A 1,161-nucleotide genomic window follows, 5' to 3' on the forward strand; every position below is an offset into this window, starting at 1 on the left:
AGCCGGCGTAAATGTCCACTTACCCGAAGCATCTGCCGTAGCAGTACCTAAAGGCGTTGTGCCTTGTAAAATGTTGACGGTACTATTGGCTTCTGCCGTCCCCGTCAGAGTGGGAGTGTTGTCGTTAGTTGTGCCGGGGGTAGTCGTGAAGGTGGGTACGCTTGATGCTGTCGCATCTATTGTCAAATTAACTGGAGTGGAAGCAGTAGAAGTATTACCCGCTGCATCTGTGGCTGTAGCAGTGAAGGCATAAGTGCCGTCGGCTAAAGCAGTAGCCGGCGTAAATGTCCACTTACCCGAAGCATCTGCCGTAGCAGTACCTAAAGGCGTTGTGCCTTGTAAAATGTTGACGGTACTATTGGCTTCTGCCGTCCCCGTCAGAGTGGGAGTGTTGTCGTTAGTTGTGCCGGGGGTAGTCGTGAAGGTGGGTACGCTTGATGCTGTCGCATCTATTGTCAAATTAACTGGAGTGGAAGCAGTAGAAGTATTACCCGCTGCATCTGTGGCTGTAGCAGTGAAGGCATAAGTGCCGTCGGCTAAAGCAGCAGCCGGCGTAAATGTCCACTTACCCGAAGCATCTGCAGTAGCAGTGCCCAGAGAAGTTGTGCCTTGTAAAATGTTGACGGTACTATTAGCTTCGGCAGTTCCGGTAATTGTGGGAGTGTTGTCGTTAGTTGCGCCAGCGGCAGTGGTGATTGTAGGTACTGTCGGTGCTGTAGCATCTACGATGAGACTAACTGCACTTGAAGCAGTAGAAGTATTCCCCGCCGCATCAGTAGCCGTAGCCGTTACAGCATAATTGCCATCGGTTAAGGGAGTCGTGGGGGTAAATGTCCAATTCCCGGAAGCATCCGCTGTGGCTGTTCCCAGTGCCGTTGTCCCTTGTAAGATATTAACGGTACTGTTGGCTTCTGCCGTCCCCGTTAACGTGGGTGTGGTGTCGTTAGTGGTGCCACTAGGGGTGGTGATGATGGGTGCGGTGGGGGGAGTCGTGTCTGCATTCGCTATGATAGTAGTCGTGACGGGGGTGACAACGGGAATTGTAGCCGAATAACCCGCCGCCGCTGTGGGATTCGATAGGGTAACGTCGATCGCCTCGTTGCCTTCAGCTACCGTATCGCCTACAACATCAAGGGTAATGGTTGCGGTTGTTGCACCGGC

1 protein-coding gene is annotated in these 1,161 nt (G+C 52.9%); it reads right to left on the minus strand.

Annotated features, from left to right (window positions below; all coding sequences use genetic code 11):
• The coding region (locus QUB30_RS33715; RefSeq protein WP_333342735.1) for an Ig-like domain-containing protein at nt 1-1,161 on the minus strand (1,161 nt) is incomplete at both ends.

Source organism: Microcoleus sp. BROC3 (genome assembly GCF_036702515.1).
Taxonomy (GTDB): domain Bacteria; phylum Cyanobacteriota; class Cyanobacteriia; order Cyanobacteriales; family Microcoleaceae; genus Microcoleus.